We start from the raw sequence: 18,725 nt of genomic DNA, 5'->3' as shown, positions 1-18,725 counted from the left end.
GAGTCCTAATCAGTCTTGGGTGAATCCTCATCCTCTTGATCTAGTTCATCGGAATTCTCCTCGGCATCACCCTCTGTCTCACTATCTTCCACATCATCATCCGAATCCCCAGCTTTGGGGACTTCGCCTGACAAGTCGCCTTCCTCAAGCTCATTGCTCGAAACCGGCGTGACACCGGCCTGATCCACAATCAGAGCGCCGGGCAGGTCGACCTCTTCCATCGCTTCTTCAACATCAGCCCCGTCATCGGCAGCCCCTTCTTCCTCTGCTTCTTCTTGGAGCTGACGCGCCTTCTCTTCCAGCAGATGCGCCGCCAGGGTAAGGAGTTTCTGCGCCGTTTTCTCACCGATACCCGGAATTTCCATGAACTCTTCCACCGGTGTCGCCATGACGTCCTGAAGAGTTTCCTTGCCCTCGCGTATCAGCTTCTCAACGAGTTTCGGTCCCAGCTCCTTCGTCAGCTGGTCCAGATCGATATCGGTCTGCCCCGACCGATCCCGCATCGCTTCCGCCTGGCGCTGGCTAATCAAATGAATAGTGAAACCGGTGAGTTGGTGAGCCAGTTTAACATTCTGTGCTCCCCGGCCCATGGCCAATGCCAGCTGGTCATCCGGAATAACCGCTCGAACACACTTGGTTTCTTCATCCCATTTAACATCGAGCACCCTCGCCGGACTCAGGGCGCGGCTGACGAAGACCACAGCATCGCTGCTGTAGGGCACGATATCAACCCTTTCGCCGCCCAATTCTTTTACAATGTTTTGGACGCGGGATCCTTTCACGCCGACGCAGGCTCCCACGGGGTCAACCCGTTCGTCGTGGGAGACAACCGCCACCTTTGTACGGGAGCCGGGTTCCCGGGCGATACCGCGGATTTCCACAACCCGCTCGAATATCTCCGGTACCTCCTGCTCAAAGAGTTTTAGGACGAATTCGGGGCGCGTCCGTGAAAGGATGAGTTGAGGCCCCCGTGCATTTCGGTCCACATCAACGAGCAGGGCCCGCAGATGATCACCGATCTTTGGACGATCCCTGCGAATATTCTCTGCGGATGGAACAATCCCCTCGGTCCGGGCGACTTTAAAAATGATACTGCCGCGGTCGACCTGCTGGACCGTCCCCGAAAGAATGGTGCCGATCTTCGCATAATACTCGTCGTGAACCAGAGCCCTTTCCTTTTCGCGGACTCTCTGAACCAGGGCTTGTTTCACGGCGGAAACGGCATTGCGCCCAAAATCATCAAGGGAGACTTCAACCGGAACAACATCTCCCTCAGAGACACCCGAACGAATCATTCGTGCGTCTTCAAGATCGATTTCGCAGGTCAGATCCAGGGCCACTTCCGTCACCCTCTTATGAACGATAATCCGAATACTGCCCGTGATCGGATCGACGTCGACTTCGACATGAACGGCTTTCCGGAAGCGTTTTTCAGCTACCCCGAGGAGACCTTCCTGTAGGGTTTCCAGGAGATAATCCCGGTCCACACCCTTTTCTTTGGCGATGATCTCTAGGGCGTCCAACATCTCTGAACTCATGGCCGCGCTTAGCGCTCCTTTCCGTTCTTATTTCCGTTTTTAGGGGTCAAACCTGTATCGTTCACCCCGACGTTTTCCTCGGGGTCTTTTCTTTTCCACGGATCCAGCTCCAAATGTGCTTCCTGGATCTCCTCGAGTCGGAAACGCTCCTCTTTGTCATCTCCGAGAGAAATCCGAATCATCTGATCTTCAACGTCGATGATCTGACCCTTCCAACGGCGCCGCCCCCCATCCCTGGGGCTTTTCAGCATTATGTGCACTTTTTCACCACGAAAACGCAGGTAGTGCTCGAGAGTCCTCACCGGACGCTGCATTCCCGGTGAAGAAACCTCTATCGAATAAGCCCCTGCCAATATCGGATCCTGGTCCAGCACCTGAGAAATTGTCCGGCTCAAGAAGGCGCAATCCTTTAGCGCGATCCCCTCGTCCTTATCCGCATAAATGCGAAAAGAATGCCGAAACCGGGTGCGACTGGCCGTGGCTTGGACCAATTCAAAGCCCAGCTCTTCGAGGAGAGGCCGGGCGAGCCGTTCGAGTTCCTGGCTTGTCACCCCTTTTCCTCCCCGTTCTATGGCCCGTTGCCGCTCCTGAGACGGCCTCCGGCCCATACAAATCTGAGTGGACAACAACGGTCCACTCCCGTCCCAAAGATTACACCCAGTTAGATCTTACGGACAACAGCTTTTCTGAGCAGAATCTCTAGTGAAGATAGCTCCCATAGACCATCTCTACAAGTAGGGAACCCATTTGTTGGAGGGCTTCTGCCGAACAGTTCCCGGGCAGATCGTTCAGAGTATGCCAATCAGGGTCCTCCAAGCCGATTAGGAGTCCGGTGGGAATCCCGGCCTGAAGGAGGGGCAAGTGATCATCGGTGATAGGGTCGCGGACCTGGCGGCTCAGCAGGAAATATCCCAAGGATTCTTCGATCGATTCCAGAAGCCCGTAAACTTCCGGTGAGGTGGCCTGACACATCCCCTCCCGGTCATAGAGTTGATCAGAACGACAGACCATATCGATCACCAAGGCGACCTGGGGCCGGTCGACGGGCCAGTATGCCGCGAAATATTTCGATCCCAAGAGCCAATCCTCCTCGGCTCCCGGTCTCCCCAGATCCTCCCCATCGAAAAAGACGAGTGTGACCGGGATGGGCGGCGGGTACCTCCCGAGGATATCGGCGAGGACGAGGAGGACCGCCGTTCCAGAGGCTCCATCGTTGGCCCCTGGCACCGGTGTCTCGTGATGGGTCGAATCGGGATCCCTATCGGCCCAAGGCCGGCTGTCCCAATGGGCCCCGATGAGAAGCCCCCCATCCCGCAAGGGACCGAATCGCGCTATGACATTCGTCAACTCAAGAGGCTCTCTCTCGCCCCTGGAAGCCACAAACTGTTGTCGAAAGTACAATCCTCCGCCTGTGTCGAGTTTGCGCTCCATCCAATCCAGAGTCCGCCGGTGGGCGTCCGATTCCGGCACGCGGGGTCCAAAGGCGACCTGTTCCTCAATAAAAAGCAGTGCCAGATCACCTGAGAAAGGGGGCGATTGGGCCTGTGTTGAACAAATCCCGCCCAAAAGAGACAACCCAAGAATCGCCAGCTGGATTCGAACCGGAGATGGGAGAAGTCTAGAAAGAAAAACTAGCCGAAAGGAAGACACTGACATTCCATGCGGTATTCGTCTCACTCTTGCGGTCGATATCTTTGCCGATTGAGATTCGACCCTCTCCTCGAATGCTCTTTGTAAATTCATAACTCCCACGCGTGTTGACCTCGGCCGATGCCAGATTCCTGAGGATATTGGTTCCCGTTTGACTCTTCTCTTCACGGAACTCCAATCCCAGGGTCATGTCCAGCTTTGATTGAACCTTTTTCACGTTGCCTGTAAGTGGGACTTTGACCTCCCGGGTAATCCTCATCGATTTACTGAGATCCAGGGAAAATTGGCGGGAATTCGAATTTGTAACCGTCTTGTATGGAGTGAACTGCTCGGATTTGATATTGCGCTTTGAAGAATTGAATTGCAACTGAACACCGTTGGACAGTGTCGTGCTGAGATTGAGAAGGGGAGACCAGTTTGTGGTCGTCTCCATCCGATCCCTACCCGTAGTTCCGGTTCCCGATTCGCTCAGGTCCTTTCTGTATTTCGTTGAAGCCCTCAATGTCTTCGGCAGGTGATCGGCGAGAAACTTGATTTTTTTGTGGAGAGAACCCCATTCAATGTCAAGTTCGGGCCAGGTTGTCTTCTTTGAATGGCTGACGCCTCCGATCTGACGTGTGTCGGTATTGTTTCTTTGATAACTCGTCGAGACCCGGACTTCTTTCATGAAGGTAAAATCGGTCTTCAGGGATAGATTATCCCCATCCCCTGTTAAGGAAGTCGCTCCATCCAACTGTTTAACGCTCTTGCCGGGATCATTGGTTAAGCCCAGCCGATAGATAAAATCAGGTATGCCTTGAGCCCTGTTGTAGCTCGTACTCAGGTTTTTGCTGTAAGAGGCATTGAGATTACCGACAGTGAGCAGCCTGGCGAGCGGCGAGGGACCCGATCGCTTGCGCTGCCGGGTCTGCGTTGTTCCCCCATCCCCAACCTGCGTTTCTTCATCATCTTCTTCATTTCTATCCTGGCCTCCGCCCTTATCTCTGCCTTCCTGAATTGAATTTTTTGAAGAACCGCCTCCGGAGAACCGGGCGAAGAGCTCCTTAATCGGAAAACGCACCGACAAAGATGTGGATCGGGAATTTCTCAATGTATTAATCCGTACACCGAGACTGTCCCCCGCATTGCCGGGCCGGTTGAGATCAAGGGTCGACTGCCCGGTGAAGCTTACCGACGGAGTAATCTTGGGTCCCAGTAGAAAGCTTAAGAACCTGACTGATGTGCTCGCCGAGACCTGTTCTTTTCTCGATGTTTCGCGTCCCCACGCTAAACCGAGAATCGGCATCTTTTCCTTCACCATAAGATCCCGGCTGGAGCTCAGTGAGTAACTTATCGGACCGATCGGTTTGAAGCCCAAAGAGGTGCTCAATGCGGCCGATTTCTGTTTCGCCTGGCGGTCAAGACGCTCATAATCTTGTGCCAAATCACTGTTGATCCTCTGGTATCGGACCGATTCGCTTTTGTGGTAACTGGATGTGATCCCGAAACTCGTCGGTACGGGATTGAACATCGTATTCTTATATACTTTCAAGCCCCGGAATGAAACCTGCGGCGCATAGGAAAAGCTGTATTGTGATGATCGCGTCGTATCCTGGCTCAACGGTTCGCTTTTCCCACTCCAATTATATGTATAACTCCCCGACATGGCATCAATGGTATACTTCAGTAATGGATTATCGGTCCGCACGCGGCTGATCCGCATTTGGAAATTCCGAGTCGCGGATTCGGAGATATCCCGGTCGGTTTCCTGCCCCCTCAATTCGATATCGCTGTTGACCCTGTATTTTGGAACTCTCTTGTCCTGTTGAAATCCGAACGAGACCGGCAGAACCAGGCGGGACCACGTGATAAAGCGTTCCATATTGATTCGCGAATTGAGCCCGGTCAATGTCCTCGTGAAGCCGGATCCCTTCGGGGAGCCCACCTGGAGGAAGTCGGCGTCGGCGCGTTCATAGTTCAAATTCACCTCGGCGACATCGGACAGCTTGGCGGAAAGGCTGAACCTTCCGGCGATCCCCGTATCCCTCCGGACACCTGTCAGACGCAATTCATCGACCCAGACATTTCCCTGCTCGACCATCGTATCACCCTGCACCCGAACACCCATGGCGATGCGGCCCACGCTGGTAAGAGTCGGCTTGCCCTTCATGCTGACGATACCACCGTCGGGCAGGATCCGCTCGACATACTCCGTGGAATCCTGAACAAGTTTCAGTGCGCTCAGATCGGCCAAGGGAACGGTGATCAACTCCCACCCACGTTTAACTGGAATGCGGTATTCATAATAGTTTGTCGTATCGCTGATGACATCTTTGGCCAATCGAATGTAAAAATCGACCTCGGCGCTCTCCTGCTCCATCCGCCGGTTGAGATAAAACTCCATCGTCTCGTAATAGGTTATGAAATCCTGGCCCCTGGCATAGGTGCGGTACACCTGGGCGGAGTGACCCGGGGGCATATTTCGCATTTCCAGTGTCAAGGATTGCTCACGCTCATCGACTCCGTTTTGAACTCGAACTTTAAAGGGCGGCGTATAAATATCGCTGTTTTCCTTGTTATTGAGAACACCGGGGAAAAAGGCTTCGTTATTTGCATTAAGGAAGCTATCGCTGACAACATCTCCATCGGCCTTCAGGATCGGATCATCGAGCCACCGGTTTCCAATCATCTGGATCCCACCGACCTGAATCCAATTGGTCGTGTCTCTAAAACCTTCCGTCCAAAGACGAACATGCTGTATTTTATTCCATGCCGCCGAACCGATCGTATCTGCGGCGGCGCTGATTGGAATCCGCACACGCCTCCAAGCATTTGTTTCATCGACCCACCGGCCGCCGCCGAAATCACGATAGATATCGGTCTCGACAATCGTCGTATCATCCAATGGAATGGTAAATTCAAAGTAGGCCTCACTCTGATTAAGAAGGCCATTGCCATTCAGATCCTCCGTATCCAGACGGCCATTTTTCTCCGTACCGTTCACATGTCCATAGATCCAGGGGTCGTCCTGGCGATCCTCTTTATCAAAACTCCAATCATCAAAAGGGTCATCTCCGGCTTGTCCATCGGGTATCCCGTCAAGCCCCGTATCCTCCCCCTCACCAGAAGATTGATCGAGCTGCCCATCGAGGTTTTTGTCTTCTGTGTCCAGCTCCAGATTCGGCGGCTCAGCCGGGTTGTTAGCGAAAATAAAATCGTCGGATCTCGGATTCCGGCGCTTCCAGACGGCGTCCTCGCTTACAATCCCGAAATCGAGATGCAGAACACCCTGCCGGTAGGTTGAGGGATCCACACCCTCTTGGTACTGGTGCTTATCATTTATCCAGACATCGAGAAATTGAGCTTGTGAAAGATCAATGTCCCGGCGGGAGATCGCCTGCGTCACCCCGTTCCAAGAAGTGAATCGATCTTCATCGCTCGTGCCATAAGGGAATATTTTCATCTCCAGAACCGTCTTGCTGTCATCGGCCTCCGTTTCTTTAAGGGTTGGCTGAAGATTCCCCTCATGAACAACATTCAACGGCGAGTAGAACCAAATCTCGCCCCTCTTTCCCGCCCTCTCTGTTTCATTCTCTCCGAAGACACCCTGCGGGATCGATGAGGGCCGCCAAGCCTGCCGGTTGACGGAGATATCTTGAGTCTCGTTGGTGCCGTCAAAGTCATCCAGGTAGAGGCGGTTTTTTGTATTGGGATTGGGCATGCTCATCCCCACTCCGGCGTCTATCGAGAGGGAACTTCTCGCCCGCGCATCAACACCGGGGAGGGCGTCGATCAGGGAGGTCAGGAACCAGGGTGATGTTTGGTAGCTCATGGCCAGCTCGCCGACGGCGGTCCTTCGGGGCTCCTGCCCCAATCGTGGTCTTCGATCCTGTGATCCCTGGCTGTCAAAAACCCAGGTTGAGGAAAGCGCGAGAGGGGAGCCCTCCGGTTTGTAAGCCGCGGCGAAACCGAACAGAGATTTATCGGCTCCCCCGGCGAAGGGGATCGTCGAATAATTGACCTTGATTTCATCATCTTCCGACAGATTCGCCGCGGGCAGGATCTCGATATCACCGGTCAGGTAATCGATCCGGTAATCCCGATCCCGGGACAGCGTCCGGCCGCCTGAGGTAATCACCTCAGACCCTTCAATAATGTTAAAGGCGTCGATTTGAAGGCTTGTGACGGGGCTGCGATAGGTCACATCGAGGTAGAACTTGCTGTGGGTCAGGGGATCATCATCGAATGCCTTCGCATCATAGACATCGGAATTTCTGACAGATGGAGCCAGGATCGGGATCGAATCAGGATTGACGCCTTGCGACGCCATGATTCCCCCGGGACCGTACATCCGCAGGCTATCCGCCGGACTTGGATCAAAAGGCCGAAGCGTGGGGAAGATGATGAATCCCCCCTCCGGATCGATCCATTGAGGATCGACGATATCATCCCCCTCCAGGCTGGGCTCCCATGATGAGGCTCCTGTCTGCTCCAGCAGGTCGACGCCGAGGATCTGGAGATAGCTGAAGCGTCCTTCCTTCCACGGATCAATCTGCTGACCGGAGGTCAGCTCGCGGCGGACCTTTATCTCGAGGCTTTCCTCGAGAATGCCGCGGCCGCCGAGCCAATAAATATTCTTCATTTCCAGATGGCGCGTTGAAGCCCACACGCCGGATGTCAAATCGGTAAGATCATAGTCCGAATCACTGCGCGAGGGCCGGATCATCTTCGCGATGAGCCTATCACCGTCGATGCCGCCCACTTGGAATCCGCTGGTCGTCTTGTACATAACAGCCAGAACATCATCTGTACTGAGGGGCTGGTTCAGGATGAGAACCATGTGGCCGAAGTAGAGGTCGGTCTGAAGGAGGAAATCATCTTTCAAATGAAGTTGATCAAAATCTCCTTCATAAACCGCGCCGGCAGTCGGGTTCTGTGGATCATATGATCCGTCTAATGTCGCAAATCCATGAATGGCGCCGGTCTGTGTATTGTTATACCCATTGGCGTCGTCAACGAAGACAAAGACTGAGTTGGCATCAATATTGGTTGGATTCAAATTCGGGTCGCTAAAGAAGAAATACTGATTCCCCTGATAATTTAAATCCTTGATCAAAATCGTCGTCATTTCACTGGATCGGGTCACCGTTTTCGAGGCCGTCTCTCCTTCCTGCTTTGAGAGAATCATATTCAGCCCCACATCCCCCATCTTGGCCTGGGCATTAATTCCAAAGAGCCCCTGGTGGCTGCCGCCGTAGGAGACGTAACGGGTTCCGGGAAGGCTGAGACTTGTATTTCCAAGATCAACCCGCTGGATGATCTCATCCTCATAACCGGTGTAGTGGATCTTGATCCGGTTTTCGAGGGGCGTGACCGCCGCGCTGTTTTGATCGACGTCGACGGAAACCTTGTCTCCAATATTTCCCGAAAGGCGCAGGTTCAATTCCTGCTTCATATCCAGCTGTGGAAATTTGGATTCCCTCCGTTGGAACTCGTTGACGGGGCGGTTGGGATGCCAGCGTGATGTTCCGCCGATAGAGATCTTCTCGCTTCCCCGAACCGAAAGATTCGGTTTCCCCTTTCCAAAGATGGGAGAGAGTTGCGATGGGACCTCGACCGGCAGGTCGATTTTCACCAATCCGGCTTTGCTTCCCAGATCAGCCTGCTCCGCCAGCGTCTTTTTGACCTCTTCTCTCCAGATCTTGTGGATCGTTAGGCGGGTCAATCTCTCGAGATATTGATCATATGTTTCCTGAATCCTGAGGCCGAGGGCGACATCGCGGATGAGTTTGTATCGCACGATGGTCCGGTTGTTGATATCCGGCGCATATTGAGTGGTCGTCCGTTCGCGATCCCTAATCCCCATATCTTCGGGGAAAATGATAGAAAAACCTGTCGTGTCTGAAACAGGAAACTTCTCATGATAGAGTCCGAGGGTATCCAAAATAAAAGCGCGCGCCCGGTTCGTTCTATAGATTCGGAAAAACAGCAGATCATCACTTGGATGCCACCGGGGAATAAAGTCCCAGAGGGGACTTATTTTCAAGCTGTCTCCTTCAAAGGTTTCGGCTTGGATGGTCTCCACATCTGTTCCGGCCCTTGGACTGGGAAGAGCTTTCGGCGCGACGGTCACCGTTATCTCCGGCAGGGAATCGGGAAGCATAGGAGCGGGTGGGCCCATCAGGGAGTCCATGGCGGCCGTGATCGGCGCCGGGAGTGCATCGGCGGACTCCGGGATCAAAGCAACCGGTGGGCCCATCAGGGGGTCCATGGCGGCCGTGATCGGCGCCGGGAGAGAATCGGGCTCTGCGGTATCCTGAGCCGAAGAGATTTCTCCCTCCGCCGACATTTCGAGGGTATCAACCTCTGTTGAGTCCCCCGATAAGACACCGGGCGCCAGCTGATCCGGTGCGGGAATCATTTCTTGAGGTAGCCCCTGCGATAGTCCGAAGAATATCAACAGGCAGATACCCGTGATGATCCCAACTAGACCGGCCTTGCGGCCCCATTTTTTGTAGTGAATACTACCGGTCATCTCCGGAACAGCGATAAGGTTAGAGGGTTCAAGGACTCGGTTCCCTTCCGGCCCCGCATTCTATACTCTGGGGTTGGGGAAAAGTTCAAAAGTCATCCACCGGGCGGATTTTCAGCCGCGAGCGAACCGCTGGAAAGGGGTTTCGTGACGATCCTGCAACGCTACGTCATCCGATCCCTCATTTGGCCGAGCCTGCTCGGGCTGGGCGTTGTGACCGCGCTCCTATCGATGGATTTTCTGCTGGACTACCTCGATCTCTTCATCGGCAAGGGGATCCCCTTTCTCACCGTGGCCCGGATGTATATTTTGGGACTCGGGTGGATGCTGGCCCTCAGCGTACCCTGTGCCGTTCTCGTCGGCGTCCTGATGACGTACGGCAGGATGGCTCAGGACAACGAAGCTCTGGCCCTCCAAGCCGGGGGTGTCTCTCTCACCCAGATTATCATGCCTTCCCTGATCCTTTCCGTGATCATTGCCGCCGCCCTGGCGCTCTTCAATAATTACATACTACCCGATACAAATCATGCCTTCGCCAACCTCATCGTACAAGTCAACAAAACCCGACCAACGGCACAGATTCAGGAAGGAGTCTTCATCGACGACTTTCCAGGTTACACCTTGTTTATCAGCCGGCTTGATGACCGATCGGGAAGGATGCAGCAGGTTATGATTTTTGATTCTTCCATGGGCTCGACCCAGCCCCGGACCATTCTGGCCAAACAGGGTTTTCTTCATTACAAGCCGGAGCAGGGAATTCTTGTCCTTGAATTGGAAGACGGCGAGGTTCATGAGGCTCAGGCCGAGGGAGGCGGCACGACATACCGGCGCCTGCACTTCGAAAGGCAAACCATGAATATCACCGACAATTCCCAACGGGGGCAAGCCAACCCGGTGCGCCGGTCCCGTGGTCAACGGGAGATGTCGATCCCGATGATGGTAGAAAAGATAGAAGAGCTGCATGCCGAGGCGGGTCAATATGAAGCGGAGCGGGACACGGCTCTGGCCACGCTTGGGCTCACCGATTTTCGCCAGCTGCCGGGCCCAGCGCCAAAGCCGCTTCCCAGGCTGCTGCGATGGATCCCCTGGTTGCGCCCCGCAACGGTCCAATCGGTCCTGCCCGATTCGATGGTGGGGCCGAAGCAAAGGCGCTGGGTTGAGGAAGCGCGCCGAAAGGAGCTGCAGGTTCTCGCCACCGGAAAACGAATCGCTCAGTTCAAAGTTGAGATACAGAAGAAATTTTCGATTCCGGCCGCCTGTATCATTTTTGTTCTCTTGGGGGCTCCATTAGGTATTCAATCGCGGAGGGGCGGCATGGCGGCGGGATTCATCAGCGTCGGATTCTTCCTTTTCTACTACCTGGCCCTTGTGGGAGGAGAACAATTGGCGGACCGGGCTATCTTGCCTCCTTGGGTATCGATGTGGCTGCCGAATATTATTCTGGGTTTGTTGGGCATCTATCTGACCTGGAAGACATGCGCATTCGGTACGGGGAAGTAGGCCACACGGTGAAAATCCTTGATCGACATCTTCTGAGAGAGTTTCTACTCTTCTCCACCATCGGATTCGTCGCCTTCGTCGGCATTTTTGTCATCGTCGATCTTTTCGAAAAAATCGATATATTTATCGATCACAAAGCCTCTATCCCTGTGGTTATTCAGTATTACCTCTTTGGGCTTCCCCTGGTCATCATCGAGGTCATCCCCATCGCGCTGTTGTTGGGAGCCGTTCTCTCCCTCGGCCAGCTTAAAAAATGGGGAGAGCTGACCGCGATGCAGGTCTCCGGATTCACACCCTTGCGTATCCTCGCTCCGCTTCTTGTGGCCGGGGCGGCCATTTCCGTCGGGACCCTGCTGATCAACGAACAGGTGACACCGAACACGACGCGCATGCAAGAAGAGCTTTATCGAACCAAGATCCGCGGACGCCAGCATACATCGGGCGCCAGCCGCAGCGATATCCTCCTTCTCGGCCACATGGGCCGGATCTATCTGGCGGCTTCGTATGAAGCCCCAACCAAAATTCTCAGAACTGTTTCCGTTCAGCATCCCAAGAAGGGCGCCCAGGAATTGGAGTGGCGGTTGGACGCCCAGCGCGCCACCTGGCGTAATGAGATTTGGGAATTCCGCACCGGTATCCTGCGTCGCTTTTTAGAAGAGCAGGAAATCGGGGTCCGTTTCAACAAATATGCCGATTCCCGCCTTGAGGAAAGACCCGAAGATTTTGCGCGGCCGGAAGGTGATCCGCTCTACATGAGCCGTACACAGTTGCGTCAATATATCTGCCGTCTCGGCGAGGGGGGCGTGCGGGTCCAGAAATATGAGGTCAATTATCACATACGGGGATCATTCCCGTTCAGCAGTCTGGTCATGGTGTTACTGGGATCGGTTCTCTCGCTCCGCAACAGGCGGGGAGGCAATGTCGCACTGGGAGTCGGCCTCTCGCTCTTTTTGGGTTTCGCCTACTTCGCCTTCATCCGGGTCGGACAGGCCTTCGGGTATCATGCCACCCTCCCACCCCTTCTTTCGGCATGGCTTGGGAATATCACATTTTCTATAATCGGTCTCTTCCTGCTTTGGCGGGCTCACAGATAATCAGGATACGGTCACTCTTTTTTCCGGCTCGAATCATATTGTGGCATGTACTTCCGAAGGAATCCGGTATCGACATTTTTCCCGATGATAAAATCTTCATTTTGCATCACATCGATATGGAAGGTCGCTGTTGTCGGTATGCCTTCGATCACCAGCTCATCCAGGGCTCTTTTCATCCGCGCAATCGCCGCGCCACGCTCATCATCTTTAACAATGATCTTCGCTAAGAGAGAATCATAGTGGGATGGAACACTGTATCCGCTGTACAAATGTGAATCAACCCTCACACCCGGCCCTCCGGGCGCATGAAAGAAACGGATCGGGCCCGGAACCGGACGAAAATTGCGGCGGGGATCCTCGGCGTTGATCCGACATTCAATGGCGTGTCCGCTCAATTGAATATCCTGCTGCAGGAACGGCAAGGAATTTCCCGCGGCGATCGAAATCTGAAGCCGAACAAGGTCCCTTCCCGTTATCATTTCGGTGACGGGATGTTCAACCTGAAGCCGTGTATTCATCTCCATAAAATAAAAACTGCCGTCCTCATCGAGCAGGAATTCCATGGTGCCCAAACTGGAATACCCGATTCCCTGGGCGCCGCGAACCGCCGTATCGGTCAGCTGTGCGCGCTTCTCTTTGGTGAGAATCGGACAAGGCGACTCCTCAAGCAGCTTCTGATGCCGCCGCTGAATAGAACAATCTCTTTCATAAAAATGGACGACATTCCCCTCCGAATCCGCCGCAACCTGGATCTCTACATGCCGGGGTTTTTCGAGGAATCGTTCCATATACATAGCACCGCTGCCGAAGGCCGCCTCAGCTTCCGCTGTGGCCATTGCGAAGGCAGACTCCAGTTCCGATTCACTCCAGACAATCCGCATCCCCTTGCCACCGCCCCCATCCTTCGCCTTCATAATCATGGGAAAGCCCATTTTCTGGGTTACGTTACGGGCCTGCTCAAGCGATTCAATGATACCGTCGCTTCCCGGAACAACAGGAACGCCGGCTTCCTGCATCGCCTTCCGGGCCATCGCCTTGTCACCCATCAAGCGAATAGCCTCGGGTCGCGGTCCGATGAAGACGAGATCGGATTGCTCGCAGGCTTCGGAAAAATTGGCGTTTTCAGCAAGAAATCCATAGCCGGGATGAATGGCCTCCGACCGTGTGACGAGGGCGGCGCTGATAATGGCGGTGGTGTTGAGATAACTGCTGCGGCTTGGGGCCGGGCCGATACAGACCGCTTCATCGGCCAGTCGGACATGAAGCGAGTCCCGATCTCCCTCGGAGTAAACACTGACCACTTCGATACCCAGCTCATGACAGGCCCGAATGATACGAACGGCGATTTCACCCCGGTTGGCCACCAGGATCTTTTTAAACATTCGTCGCCCTCCTTGGCGGTGCCGGGTTTCCTTCAGCGCGGATGGTGTCCCATCCCCTAGGAATCAAAATCGAAGTGCTGGGACTTCTTCTCCTTCATCCCTTCCGGATTATCCGCCCCCTTCTGAAATCCCCTCCAAGTCCCATCACTCGCCGATTCGATTCCAGCGACTCGGAGTCTGAACTCAGTCGGGTTGGTAGCGTTGCGCAAAGCCACATCCAAGCCGATCAGATCCTCAGAGTAAAGTTTCATAAGGGACTGATCGAATATCTGCATGCCGTATGTGTTCGAGCCCTCCGCCATCGCCTCATAGATGCGATTCGATTTGGCGGCATCCATCAAATATTCTTTAACCGTCGGAGTGGCGATACAGACCTCGGCGGCGGGAACCCGACCCGCGCTGTCTTTTCTCGGGAGCAGCCTCAGACTCACGACGCCCGCGAGAGTCTGCGCCATAAGATACCGGACCTCTTGATGCTGATCGGGCGGATAAAACGACAGAACACGGTTGATGGTGCGGGCCGCATCGACAGTGTGCAGCGTGGACAAGACAAGGTGGCCCGTGTCAGCCGCCATAAGGGCCACCGACATTGTCTCCGAATCCCGGATTTCACCCAGCATGATGACATCGGGATCCTGGCGAAGAACATGTTTCAACCCCGCGGCAAAACTCGGTGTATCCTGTCCAACTTCCCGCTGGTTGATAATGCAACGGTCATCCCGATGCAAAAACTCAACCGGGTCCTCAATTGTAATGATATTCCTCGATTGCGTTCGGTTTAACAAATCGATCATGGCGGCGAGGGTCGTCGATTTCCCAGAGCCGACGGTGCCGGTGACGAGCACCAGACCGCGCGGCAACAGGGCCAGATTTTCCACGATCGGAGGAAGATTCAGCTCACTCAACGAAGGCACCCCAAGCGGAACAAAACGGATCGCCAGGGCTTGTGATCCTCTTTGAAAATAGATATTGCAACGGAATCTCGCCAATCCGGGCACACCGAAAGCTAAATCGATTTCCCGTTCTTCCCTCAACGCCTCCTGTTGGCTCGGTTTGAGGATTTCCATGGAGATTTCCTCAACCGATTCGGGAGTCTGCACGGGATAGTCGGTATTATGAAGAAGTCCATCAATACGAATAACCGGCCGGGATCCGGCTTTGAGATGGAGATCAGATGCCCCTTTCTCCATCATCACTTCCAAAAGATTCCTCAGGCTCAAGTAGCCTCCTTCCTTACCGCGGCTCAGGAAGCGTCTGGACGAACGAGAAAGAGAGGCTGGTTGAATTCCACCGGTTGCGTGTTCTCAACGAGAATGCGCTCAACCGTGCCGGAAACCTCTGCTTCGATTTCGTTCATCAGCTTCATCGCTTCCACAATGCAGACCACCTGACCCGGGGAGACCCTTGTGCCGACATCCGAATAGGGCGCGGCATCAGGCGACGGAGCTCGGTAAAACGTACCCACAATAGGGGATACAATTGGTACCAGCCCCTCATCCACTTCCGGCTCTTTGCCGACCGGCGCCGGCGCGGCCGGCGTGACGATTGATGGCACCGAGACAACCATCGGCTCACTGGCTGGGCACCCGCCTCCGTCAGCTCGAGACGGATGGAGGCCCAGGGCTCCCGCCTTAGTGATCCGGACGCGGGACCATAACTTCCGGATCTCCAATTCGTCGATCTGGCTCTCTTCCACCAAACGGATGAGTCTCTTCAATTCTTCGACATCCATCCCGTATCCCTCCAGCAGCAGTTCACATGGTCAAGGAAGGCCGATTCACGGATTCACCCGCTCCACATACTCACCGCTGCGGGTATCGATCTTAAGGCGTTCTCCAACTTCGATGAAAAGCGGCACTTGAACGACCAATCCCGTCTCCATCGTGGCCGGTTTTCCGCCTCCTGAGGCTGTGTCACCACGAAATCCGGGGTCAGTTTCCGTCACCTCGAGGACAACAAAGGTCGGAAGCTCCATGCCGAGAGGACCATCATCACTCATCATAAGATCCAGCTCGGTCCCTTCCTTAAGATATTTGGCGTCATCGCCGATAGCGGCCTCATCCATCACGACCTCTTCATAGGTTTCCAGATTCATGAGATGAAAGTGTGAGCCATCGCGGTAGGTATACTGCATCTTGTGTCGTTCAACCCGGACCTCCTCGACCTTCTCACCGGCCCGGAAGGTTCTATCGATCACAGCACCGGAAACCACTCTTTTCAGTTTGGTGCGGACAAAAGCCCCCCCCTTACCCGGTTTCACATGCTGAAAATCAACAATTTTACAGATATCCCCATCGATTTTTACCATCATCCCGTTGCGAAAATCACCGGTCGATGCCATCGCCCCTCCTCCTTCAAATTCTGGAAATGCCGTTAGCCCGGCCTTTCCTCCGACAAACGGTACAGGGCCCACAATCCAGCGGAGAAGCTCACACGTCCCAAGCCAATCACCGCACCATGGCAGGCCGATCCGACAATATCCTGGTGGCGATACGATTCGCGCGCCCAAGTATTGGATAAATGAACTAGAATGACACTCACTCCGCAAGCCGCCACGGCGTCCCGAAGGGCTATACTTTGATGTGAATATCCCCCTGGATTCAACAAGATTCCATCATAGATACCTTGGGCCTCCTGAAGACGGTCAATGAGAACCCCTTCATGATTTGATTGAAAAACCTCCAGACGGATCCCGAGCTTCTCCGCCTCGCCGGTCAAATCCTTCATTATGGTCTCAATCGAGATCTCGCCATATATCCCAGGCTCACGGCGGCCCACCATATTTAGATTGGGTCCCAGGAGCACCAAAACACGTTTCAAGCATCACCCCCCTATGCCGAGACCATGCGCCGGATGGTTTCTCTCACGAGTTCACGGGGCGGATCCGGGACAATGACCGGTCTTCCCCAATCCTCTATAAGAACGAACCGTTGTCGGCCCCGCGTAAATTTCTTATCATACCCCATGGCCTTTTCCACTTCGGCGGGATCGAGCCCGGAGGCCCTCACGGGTAACCCCCATTGAGTCAAGAGGTTCTCGATTCTTAGGATGGCCTCCTCAGACAGAGAACCCATGCGCCAGGATAACCAGAGGGCGGCGCACAGACCCACCGCCACAGCCTCTCCATGGAGCCACCGGCCGTATCCTGCGACCGCCTCGATGGCGTGCCCAAAGGTATGTCCAAGGTTCAGAACATGACGGTGACCATAGTCCTTTTCGTCCCTCTCTACTACGTCGCATTTGACCTTCAGGGAAGCGTCGACAACCCCCTCTAGAAGCTGGACCTCTCGATCCAGAATAGCTTGCCCTCTCTCCTCCAGGAGGGTCAATAACTCTCGATCCCCCACAATCGCCGATTTCAGGATTTCCGCCAAACCGCTCAGGTACTCCCTCTCTGGAAGGGTCTTGAGGCAGTTCGGATCAGCAATGACCATCCGGGGCTGGTGAAAGGATCCCAGCATATTCTTGGCCACCGGGAGATTAATGGCGACTTTCCCCCCGACAGAACTGTCTACCTGAGCTAAAAGGGAGGTCGGAACAACAACCCATGGCATCCCTCTCGAGAATGTCGCCGCGGCAAAACCGGCAAGATCTCCCACAACACCACCGCCAAGTGCGAAAACCGGCGAACGGCGGCAGACGCCCCGTTCCAGGAAGGACTGGCAGAGAACCTCGAAGGTCGCCATCGACTTTGAGCCCTCCCCCGCCTCCACGGTCATGAGGCTTGGGGCCAGTCCGGCATCGGTGAGGAGGGTTTGAAGGCGGTCGGCATAAAGCGGGGCGACATGGTTGTCACTCACGATCACGGCGGGGGAGGCCCACTCTTCTTCCCGTGCCAAGGCGAAGAGGGCCTCACGGATCTCCCCATCGTTCAGCGGACCGACATAGATTGTGTAAGGTGGATCGGTCCGGCATTGAAGCTTTTTCACAAGGGGTCGTCACCTTCCCGGTCGTCGACTCTGAAGGTGGAGGCGATAGCGCGCAGCTCTCTCATATAGGGCAGCTTTTCCCCCGTCGGATTGAAGATCGCCAGATCCATAAAAATGGCCTGATCTTCAAGCAAAAAGAGGATCGACTCAAACCCGCCCCCCATATTGTATTCTTCATTCTGCCATAAGCCCCTCAGCCGCACCGCCTCATTACCTTGAAAGGGCTCGAACCACCCCACCGAACGGGAAAACTCAACATGGTCCCCCTCGTTGTAGAGGACCACCAAGGCATCCCGGAATTTAAGAGCCCAGTCCGGATCAAGAAAAACACCCTCTCTAGGCCGGGTGTGAAGAATGAGAAACTGAGCGGGACCCTTGTAACGTACAAATGTCATTCGGATAACCTTGTTCTCCGGATCTTCAGAAACCTTGTAGCCCGCCGGGATGCGCAGGGAAAAATGATACTTATCTCTGATCGATTGCTCCATCCCCTCCTGCTCGCCTGATATGTAAAGTGTTTCTGCAACACCGATTGTTACGGTCGCTTCGAGCGACCGCATAAGCTGTTCGCCGTTCTCCTCCAAATAGTCCCGGAAGGCCTCTGGATCCTTGCAATGGAGGATGAGGATGGTCTGGCCCCGAGCCCAGACATCGCGAAGCATCCGATGACCGGCGGGGAGGGCGGCGAGTTTTTCCAGCTCTTCCTTCCCAAGAATTTTCTCCACGGTCTGCCGGATCCGCCCGTTCTGGCTGAGATCCTCCAGAAAAATATGTGTCCGCCATTCCCGGCGGGATGGTAACCCGCTCGGTTCAACCACCTCGACACTGAAGTTTCTTTCAGGACGGATGGCGACAATGACCGGCGCTTCGAGTCTCTCCCGGATCCACTCAACCCGGTCATCCTGCCGCTGCCACACGGTAAAGAGGCTGACGCTCTGAGTCGATCCCTTCGCCAACTCAAATGGTTTGCTGCAGCCCGATAGAAAGAGGCCCAGAAGAAGCAGACTCATCCCCATTTTCAGCCGCATGCGATCCCTCCAAAATCCTATTGAAGACCCCGGCTCACACCCTTGCTGCACTCGCCGAGGAAACTACCATAAGCCCCCCGCCGGGTCCAGCGC

General features: G+C 54.6%; 13 protein-coding genes. 2 read left to right on the top strand and 11 right to left on the bottom strand.

The window, feature by feature from the left end; translation table 11 throughout:
- Positions 1–5: 5 nt before the first annotated feature.
- From nusA to sprA, 4 genes are all read right to left on the bottom strand, one after another.
- Positions 6–1,538 (bottom strand): transcription termination factor NusA, encoded by a 1,533-nt coding sequence (gene nusA / locus KJ970_06765; protein ID MBU2690615.1) that lies wholly within the window; start codon positions 1,536–1,538, stop codon positions 6–8.
- 8 nt (positions 1,539–1,546) lie between these two features.
- Complete coding sequence (locus KJ970_06760; GenBank protein ID MBU2690614.1) at positions 1,547–2,089, bottom strand: ribosome maturation factor RimP; 543 nt, start codon at positions 2,087–2,089, stop codon at positions 1,547–1,549.
- Positions 2,090–2,237: 148 nt separating this feature from the next.
- Positions 2,238–3,113, bottom strand: a complete 876-nt coding sequence (locus KJ970_06755; protein ID MBU2690613.1) for a M28 family peptidase — start codon at positions 3,111–3,113, stop codon at positions 2,238–2,240.
- Positions 3,114–3,156: 43 nt separating this feature from the next.
- Positions 3,157–9,702 carry a cell surface protein SprA gene (gene sprA / locus KJ970_06750; GenBank protein ID MBU2690612.1) on the bottom strand — a complete coding sequence of 2,182 codons (6,546 nt, stop codon included), beginning with the start codon at positions 9,700–9,702 and terminating at the stop codon, positions 3,157–3,159.
- A 144-nt stretch (positions 9,703–9,846) separates the two neighbouring features.
- On the opposite strand from sprA, the gene KJ970_06745 reads away from it, so the two are divergent.
- Both KJ970_06745 and KJ970_06740 read left to right on the top strand, forming a co-directional pair.
- Positions 9,847–11,199, top strand: coding sequence for an LptF/LptG family permease (locus KJ970_06745; GenBank protein MBU2690611.1), 1,353 nt, complete (start codon positions 9,847–9,849; stop codon positions 11,197–11,199).
- Between the two features lie 8 nt (positions 11,200–11,207).
- Positions 11,208–12,293, top strand: a complete 1,086-nt coding sequence (locus tag KJ970_06740) for an LptF/LptG family permease (protein ID MBU2690610.1) — start codon at positions 11,208–11,210, stop codon at positions 12,291–12,293.
- An 11-nt stretch (positions 12,294–12,304) separates the two neighbouring features.
- On the opposite strand, the gene accC is transcribed toward KJ970_06740, so the two are convergent.
- From accC to KJ970_06705, 7 genes are read right to left on the bottom strand one after another with little or no spacing between them, the layout of a single operon-like run.
- Positions 12,305–13,675, bottom strand: coding sequence for an acetyl-CoA carboxylase biotin carboxylase subunit (gene accC / locus KJ970_06735; protein MBU2690609.1), 1,371 nt, complete (start codon positions 13,673–13,675; stop codon positions 12,305–12,307).
- Positions 13,676–13,731: 56 nt separating this feature from the next.
- Complete coding sequence (locus tag KJ970_06730) at positions 13,732–14,895, bottom strand: type IV pilus twitching motility protein PilT (protein MBU2690608.1); 1,164 nt, start codon at positions 14,893–14,895, stop codon at positions 13,732–13,734.
- 23 nt (positions 14,896–14,918) lie between these two features.
- Positions 14,919–15,407 carry an acetyl-CoA carboxylase biotin carboxyl carrier protein gene (gene accB, locus KJ970_06725; GenBank protein MBU2690607.1) on the bottom strand — a complete coding sequence of 163 codons (489 nt, stop codon included), beginning with the start codon at positions 15,405–15,407 and terminating at the stop codon, positions 14,919–14,921.
- 45 nt (positions 15,408–15,452) lie between these two features.
- A complete protein-coding gene (gene efp / locus KJ970_06720; GenBank protein MBU2690606.1) occupies positions 15,453–16,016 on the bottom strand; it encodes an elongation factor P in 564 nt (187 codons plus the stop codon).
- A 32-nt stretch (positions 16,017–16,048) separates the two neighbouring features.
- Positions 16,049–16,495, bottom strand: coding sequence for a 3-dehydroquinate dehydratase (locus KJ970_06715; GenBank protein ID MBU2690605.1), 447 nt, complete (start codon positions 16,493–16,495; stop codon positions 16,049–16,051).
- An 11-nt stretch (positions 16,496–16,506) separates the two neighbouring features.
- Positions 16,507–17,604, bottom strand: a complete 1,098-nt coding sequence (gene aroB / locus KJ970_06710; GenBank protein ID MBU2690604.1) for a 3-dehydroquinate synthase — start codon at positions 17,602–17,604, stop codon at positions 16,507–16,509.
- Positions 17,601–18,632 carry a DUF4837 family protein gene (locus tag KJ970_06705; protein MBU2690603.1) on the bottom strand — a complete coding sequence of 344 codons (1,032 nt, stop codon included), beginning with the start codon at positions 18,630–18,632 and terminating at the stop codon, positions 17,601–17,603. The genes aroB and KJ970_06705 overlap by 4 nt, the downstream gene beginning before the upstream one ends.
- Positions 18,633–18,725: the final 93 nt, after the last annotated feature.

The organism is Candidatus Eisenbacteria bacterium (genome assembly GCA_018831195.1).
In the GTDB taxonomy this organism is placed as follows: Bacteria; Eisenbacteria; RBG-16-71-46; order CAIMUX01; family JAHJDP01; genus JAHJDP01.
Note: the sequence above shows the minus strand (reverse complement) of the source record. Positions and strands in the feature narration are given on the sequence as shown.

Bases quoted from the DNA above. Each gene is read 5' to 3' on its own strand.
- KJ970_06705 (MBU2690603.1), bottom strand. From the start codon at position 18,632: ATGCGGCTGAAAATGGGGATGAGTCTGCTTCTTCTGGGCCTCTTTCTA.
- efp (MBU2690606.1), bottom strand. From the start codon at position 16,016: ATGGCATCGACCGGTGATTTTCGCAACGGGATGATGGTAAAAATCGAT.
- accC (MBU2690609.1), bottom strand. From the start codon at position 13,675: ATGTTTAAAAAGATCCTGGTGGCCAACCGGGGTGAAATCGCCGTTCGT.
- nusA (MBU2690615.1), bottom strand. From the start codon at position 1,538: ATGAGTTCAGAGATGTTGGACGCCCTAGAGATCATCGCCAAAGAAAAG.
- sprA (MBU2690612.1), bottom strand. From the start codon at position 9,702: ATGACCGGTAGTATTCACTACAAAAAATGGGGCCGCAAGGCCGGTCTA.
- accB (MBU2690607.1), bottom strand. From the start codon at position 15,407: ATGGATGTCGAAGAATTGAAGAGACTCATCCGTTTGGTGGAAGAGAGC.